Source organism: Rhizobium sp. SVR5-9E (genome assembly GCF_056755095.1).
On the sequence record NZ_JBNDHS010000166.1, the window covers coordinates 1 to 6,678 of the forward strand.

The window sequence follows — 6,678 nt, forward strand, 5'->3', positions numbered from 1 at the left end:
GCCGGTTCATTCACGCTGGTGTCGGTCGCAGCCGCTTAGATGGAAAATGTTGAAATTTGATCCGTGCACCAAAGTCCTGCCAACAGCCTCGTCAATGCCCGCATGAACAAGAAGCGTCAGATGCGTTGGTCGCCGATTGGCGCTCATCGGGTTCTTCAAGTCCGAGCCGCCGTTGCGGATGGTCGACTTAAGCAGGCAAAGCTAAATCTTGCAGCGTGACCCCCAGGTTTTTCTCGCTCTCAAGACGAAATCTCGAATTAAGTGCCAAGTCTAAAATTAAGTGCCGGGCTATCTTGTTGAAACTGCTAATCCGGAATCTTACGGTTAAATGCAAAACGACATCAGGAAAGGTTGCCAAGGGAACAGTCACTGATCGGCCGATCGGTCAGAGAACTATTTTCGCTTTTGTGGCTTTTGTCGTCACCGACCATCGCAAATAGTGTCATCTCCGGACGAACGTGGCATTAATGCTGTGCTTCGAGGAAAAGCGCGATTGTCGGAGGAGTGACGATGATCAGACACAATGGAGAGCTGTTCGACCGGATGCTCGCGATCTCGCGGGCCTTTGCAGGACATATTGAGGCCGGGGCAGCATTTCGGGCAACGGCAACAGAGATCTTCAAGTTGCTGCCGCATGACCATATCGATGTCGCTGTTCTCTTGAACGGCGGACAGAGCCACATTTGCTACGAAACAGGCTACCAGACGAGCTGGAGCGAACTCGCGCTCAGCCCACCGCCGGTCGAACTGAGCCCGGTACGGGCGGTGCTGCGAGGTGAGGTGCCGTCTCTCTTGAGTGACGATGCGCTCGGAGACGAGCGGTTTCACTTTACCGGCGCCATAGACGAGCCGATCTTTACCGCCCGGTTACGCAGCCGCATCGTGGTGCCGATGCGGGCAAGGGGCGAGATCATCGGTGCCCTCAACATCAGCAGGCACGAGCCTGGCTGTTATACGCCTGCCGATCTGGAGATCGCCCAGCACTGCGCCGAATTCATCGCACCCTATATTTTCGCATTGATCCAGAGCGAGGAGGCACGCCGGGCGATGATGGCGGAAAACGATGCGCGCAATCGCGAAGAAATCCTGCGCGTCGGCGCATCTCGGCTGACCGAAGGCATGGAGCAGGAGCGGCGACGCATCGCCATGGACCTCCACGACCAGACCCTTGCCGACCTCGCCCGCGTCGTGCGCCACGTCTCTGCGCTGCATCGCCACGGGATGGCCGGCGTCAGCCAGCTTGCGGATCTCGAGCGGGAGATCGTCAACTGCCTGACGGAGCTGCGCCACATCGTGGACGATATGCGCCCGAGCGTGCTCGAGCTTTTCGGCTTGCGCGATGCCATAGAGGCCCATCTCAACCGCAGCGTCAGCCGGGCAACTCCTTCGATTGCCGTGCGGATCCATGATACCAGCGAAGGCGCCGCCGAAATGCTGCCGGAGCGCACGTTGACGGCGATCTATCGGATCGCCCAGGAAGCGATCAACAATGCAGTCAAGCACGCGGTGCCGCGCCGCATCGAGGTGCGCATGGACTCGACACCATCGCTGCTGAAGATCGTCGTCACCGATGACGGCGCCGGTTGTGCCCCGGCCGACCCGCAGGTCAATGGCGGCATCGGCCACATGCACACGCGGGCGGCGCTGATCGGTGCGCAGCTTCACATCGGCCGCTCCAGCCGCAAGGGCGGTACGCGAGTGGCAATCGAAGTGCCGCTTGGTGGCGAGACGATCCCACCCGGCGTGCTGTCGCAGGGCGCTGTGGTCCGCGCAGTGAACGCCGCTGGGAGACTCTGACATGTTGGTGTTGATTGCCGAGGATGACGGATTGCATCGCGCTTTCGTGCGCGCCACGATCGAGCACCTGTGGCCCGGTGATGTCGAGGTGATCGAGGCAGGCAGCGGCGACGTCGCAATCGATCTTGCACGACGCCGCGAGCCGCCCTACGTGGTGCTCGACCTGCAATTGCCGAAAGCGACAGGCATCGAGGTGGCGCGATCCATCTGGAGCCGTCGGGCTGATACTCAGATCCTATTCTGGTCGAATTTTGCCGACGAGTCCTATGTGCGCGGTGTCGCTCGTATCGTTCCGCCTGGCACGGTTTATGGCTATGTACTGAAATCGGCGTCGGAAGAGGGCATGCGCTCGGCCTTGCGGGGCGTCTTCGCCGAAGGCCATTGCATCATCGACCGGGAAGTGCGCGGCATCCAGCACCGTGTGCAGGATCGACTGGAAGGCATCACCGACAGCGAATATGAGAGCCTGATCGATGTCGCGCTGGGGCTGACGGACAAGGCGATCGCCGCCCGCCGCGGCCTCTCTACGCGCGGCGCGCAGGCGCGCATCCGCCATCTCTACGAAAAGCTCGGCGTCGTCATGGCCGAGGACGGGGCGGGCGAGGCCTCGCTCTTCAATTCCCGCACGCGGGCGATCTATCTGGCCTTTGCCCGCGGCCTTATCAATGTCGATGCGCTGAGGCGCGCGCAGGAGAGCCTCAACGCCTGGATAGACCAGGCTTCGGCAGCGAAGGAGCTCTGAAGATCCGAATGTGTGTTTGCACATTCAAATCTGCGTCTTCAAACGTAGCCGAACCCTTCCATCCGTGGCTAATTAGGGCACAAGCAATAACAAAGTACATGGGAGAACACGCGATGCCCTTCATCAACATTCAGATTCTCGAAGGCCATCCCCAGGAGCGTAAGGACGAGATCGCGCGTCGCGTGACCGCTGCCGTCAGCGAGCTGGCCGAACTGCCGAAAGAGGCGATCTGGGTCGTCTTCGAGGACGTCTCGTCATCCGACTGGTTCGTCGGCGGAAAATCCGTCCAATCCTCGAAGAGCTGAGCCATGGCGAGGAGCAACCGCGATCCGGGATTTGCCGACGTGGTCGGCGACGCGGCGCTGGAGACCCTGGCAAGCGGTCTCGGCTTCACCGAAGGTCCCGTCTGGCATCCTTACGAGAAATGGCTTGTCTTCAGCGACATGCCCGAAGACCGGATGTATATCCGTCGGCCTTCCGGGGCGATCGAGGATTTCCGTCAGCCGAGCAACAAGGCGAACGGCAATACGCTGGACCGCGAGGGGCGTTTGCTCACCTGCGAACATGCGATGAGCCGCGTCACCAGGTTCGAGCGTGACGGTTCGACGAGTGTCGTCGCTACACACTACAAGGGCAAGGAGCTCAACAGCCCGAACGACATCGTCGTTGCGACCGGCGGCGCGATCTATTTCACCGACCCGACCTACGGGCGGATGGAATATTATGGTGTGCCAAGGCCGCAGGATCTTTCCTTTCAGGGCGTCTATCGCGTCGATCCGGACGGTTCCAACTTGACGCTGTTGGTGGATGATTTCGCCCAGCCGAACGGGCTCTGCTTCTCGCTCGATGAATCGCGCCTCTTCGTCAACGACACGGAGCGCCAGCATATCCGGGTCTTTGCCATCTCGCCGCAGGGCGAACTCACGGGCGGGGCGGTCTGGGCCGAGACCAAGGGTGAGGGGCCGGGTGCGCCGGACGGGATGAAGATCGACAGCTGCGGCAACGTCTATTGCTGCGGGCCGGGCGGCATCCATGTCTTCGATCCGTCGGGCCACATGCTCGGCATTATCCGCACGCCAGAGCCGACCGCCAATTTCGCCTTCGGTGACGAGGATCTGAAGAGCCTCTATATTACTGCTTCGAGTTCGCTGCACAGGCTAAGGGTGCGCGTGCCGGGGTTAAGATTGTTCTGACAGCCGGGAAAACCGGCTAGCAGGAGTGGATGCCGATGGAGGATCGGCGCCGGGTGAAAGCCTTTCACTCAAGTCCAAACAACTTAGGGAGGATTGAAATGCGTAAAGTCTTTGTACTTGCCAGCCTTGCCGCACTGCTTGCATCGGGCACGGCCTTTGCCGACACGAGCGGCAAGAAGATCGCCTTCTCGAACAATTATGCTGGCAATTCATGGCGTCAGGCGATGCTTAAGAGTTATGACATCGTCACCAAGAAGGCGGTCGCCGACAAGGTGGTCGGAGCCGCCGACGTCTTTACCACTGCGGATCAGGAAGTGCCGACGCAGGCTGCCCAGATCCAAAACCTAATCCTGCAGGGATACGATGCGATCGTCATCAATGCCGCCTCGCCGGACGCGCTGAATGGCGCGATCAAGCAGGCTTGCGAAGCCGGCATTGTGGTCGTCTCGTTCGATGGTATCGTCAACGAACCCTGTGCCTATCGCGTTGTCGTCGACTTCGAGGATATGGGTAAGCAGGAAATCGAGCAGATGAAGAAGTTCCACCCCGAGGGCGGAAACCTGCTCGAGATCCGTGGCCTTGCCGGGACTTCAATCGACGATTCGATCCACAAGGGGCTGCAGGAAGGCGTCGCCGCTCATCCGGAATTCAAGATCGTCAATTCCGTAACCGGCAACTGGGACCAAACCACTGCGCAAAAGGCCGTTGCGACTGTTCTGCCGTCGCTGCCGGATATTGTCGGCGTCGTCACCCAGGGCGGTGACGGCTACGGTGCCGCTCAGGCCTTCGCCGCTGCCGGCAAGCCGCGCCCAACCATCATCATGGGTAACCGTCAGGACGAACTGCAATGGTGGAAGGAGCAAAAGGCAAAGGATGGTTATACGACCTGGTCCGCCTCGATTGCGCCGGGCGTTTCTACGCTCGCCTTCTGGGTCGCCCAGCAGGTGCTCGATGGCCGCAAGGACATACCGCATGATCTGCTGGTCCCCTATCTTGCCTTCACGCAGGATGATTTCGAGCAACATCTTCCCGAAATTCCCGTCGGCAGCGTTGCAACCAAGGAATATACACAGGCCGATGCGATCGAGGCCATCAAGGCCAACATCAAGTGATTGTTGCGCCGATGCAGGCCGAAGCCGCCCGGACCATTATCAGCCTTCACGGCGCCGAAAAGCATTTCGGCGCGGTGAAGGCGCTCCATGGTGTAGATTTTTCAGTGCAGCCCGGCGAATGCGTCGGACTTGTCGGCCACAACGGCGCCGGGAAGTCGACGCTCATTAACATGCTGGCGGGAACGCTCTCGCTAGACCGCGGCCGCATGATGGTAGGCGAGACGGTCGGGGAGCATTATTCGGTTATTCGCGCGCAAAGCCTTGGAATACGTTGCGTCTTTCAGGAACTCTCGCTCTGCCCCAATCTTTCGGTGGCTGAGAACACCCGGATCAATCATCCAGCTCTGCGCGGCTTCAGCTGGCACAAACGCGCCGCCGAACTGATTACCGGCAAGCTCGACGAGATCTTTCCAGAGCACGGCATCGATGCCTCCGATATCGTCGCAGATCTTTCGATCGGGCGACGGCAGATGGTGGAGGTTGCCCGAGCCTTCACCGTGACGGAGGAGCCGTTGAATCTTGTTATCCTTGACGAACCGACCTCTTCGCTCGATGCCCATACAGCCGGCCAGTTGCTCGCTTTCGTTCGGCGCTTCGTTGCGGCCGGCGGCAGCTGCATCCTGATTTCGCATCTGCTTGGCGAGGTGCTGCAGAATGCCGACCGCATCGTTGTAATGCGCGACGGCAAGGTCGTGGCGGCCGATGCGGCACGTGCCTATGACCGTGACCGGCTGGTCGCGACCATGGGAGGGGCTGCCCATCGCGAGAAAGGCGCAGCGCAAGCCGTCGCCGTCAAGCCAAAAGGTAGTCCGCGCGTGCGGGCCCGCCCAGCGCGTCAGGGCGACGGCGCCGAACTTGTTGCCCTATCAGGATCCATTGTCGGGCTTGCCGGGCTTGCCGGCCACGGCCAGACCGATCTGTTGCTGGCAATCTTCAACGCTTCCCGGCGCGGCAAGATCGGCATCGAGGTGACGGCGCCGGTTGCCCTTGTCGCCGGCGACCGGCAGTCGGACGGCATCTTCCCGCAATGGTCGATCGCCGAGAATATCGGCATTCGATCGCTGAGGCGGCTACGTGCCGGCCTACTCATCTCGCCGAAGCGCGAGGCTGAGCTTGCCAATGCCTGGAAGCGCCGGATCGGCATTCGTACCCCCGATACGGCCAACAATATCCTGTCGCTTTCGGGTGGCAACCAGCAGAAGGCGCTCTTTGCCCGCGCGCTTGGCTCCGACGCCGAGATTATTCTGATGGATGATCCGATGCGGGGCGTCGACATCGGCACCAAACTCGAAGTTTACGATCTCATCCGCCAGGAGGCCGCCAATGGCCGCACCTTCATCTGGTATACGACCGAGACGGAAGAGCTCGACAATTGTCACCATGTTTACGTCTTCAAGAACGGCCGCATCGTCGCCAACCTGACGCGCGACGAGCTGACCGAGGAGAAGATCATCCAATCATCCTTCGTCGAGGCAAGCTGAGATGGCATTCATTTCGCTGAACAATTCCGTTATGCGGCCTGCCCGCAGCAGCGCCGGAAGGGCACGCACCCTGCGCGCCATGCTGCCGGCGCTCTCACTGGCTCTCGTGCTTCTTGCGATCGGCTGGCTCAATCCGCGCGCCATCTCCTATTTCGGCTTCAGCCTGATGCTGAACCTCTCGATCCCGATTGCGCTCGCCACCATCGCGCAGATGTTCGTCATCGCCGGGAACGAGCTCGATCTATCAATCGGCACCTTCGTCGGTTTCGTGGGCTGTGTCACCGCCACCTGGCTGCGCGAAGCACCGCTGCTCGGTGTGACCGTGCTGCTTGGTTCGATTTGTATCTATGCGC

The 6,678-nt window shown here is 60.5% G+C and carries 6 protein-coding genes and 1 pseudogene; all 7 read left to right on the forward strand.

The genetic code is table 11. The features are described 5' to 3' along the window. The first annotated feature begins 510 nt into the window (after positions 1–510). Complete coding sequence (locus ACPYOJ_RS33480; protein WP_481420087.1) at positions 511–1,797, forward strand: GAF domain-containing sensor histidine kinase; 1,287 nt, start codon at positions 511–513, stop codon at positions 1,795–1,797. A gap of 1 nt (position 1,798) precedes the next feature. Beyond that, positions 1,799–2,539 carry a response regulator gene (locus tag ACPYOJ_RS33485; RefSeq protein ID WP_481420088.1) on the forward strand — a complete coding sequence of 247 codons (741 nt, stop codon included), beginning with the start codon at positions 1,799–1,801 and terminating at the stop codon, positions 2,537–2,539. Between the two features lie 113 nt (positions 2,540–2,652). After that, complete coding sequence (locus ACPYOJ_RS33490) at positions 2,653–2,844, forward strand: tautomerase family protein (protein ID WP_481420089.1); 192 nt, start codon at positions 2,653–2,655, stop codon at positions 2,842–2,844. A 3-nt stretch (positions 2,845–2,847) separates the two neighbouring features. Next, positions 2,848–3,732, forward strand: coding sequence for an SMP-30/gluconolactonase/LRE family protein (locus ACPYOJ_RS33495; protein WP_481420090.1), 885 nt, complete (start codon positions 2,848–2,850; stop codon positions 3,730–3,732). 98 nt (positions 3,733–3,830) lie between these two features. Then, positions 3,831–4,844, forward strand: a complete 1,014-nt coding sequence (locus tag ACPYOJ_RS33500) for an ABC transporter substrate-binding protein (protein ID WP_168834273.1) — start codon at positions 3,831–3,833, stop codon at positions 4,842–4,844. A gap of 11 nt (positions 4,845–4,855) precedes the next feature. Next, positions 4,856–6,325: a sugar ABC transporter ATP-binding protein gene (locus tag ACPYOJ_RS33505; RefSeq protein ID WP_481420091.1), complete on the forward strand. Its 1,470-nt coding sequence runs from the start codon at positions 4,856–4,858 to the stop codon at positions 6,323–6,325. Between the two features lie 31 nt (positions 6,326–6,356). Continuing rightward, positions 6,357–6,678, forward strand: a pseudogene (locus ACPYOJ_RS33510) (ABC transporter permease); the annotation flags it as partial.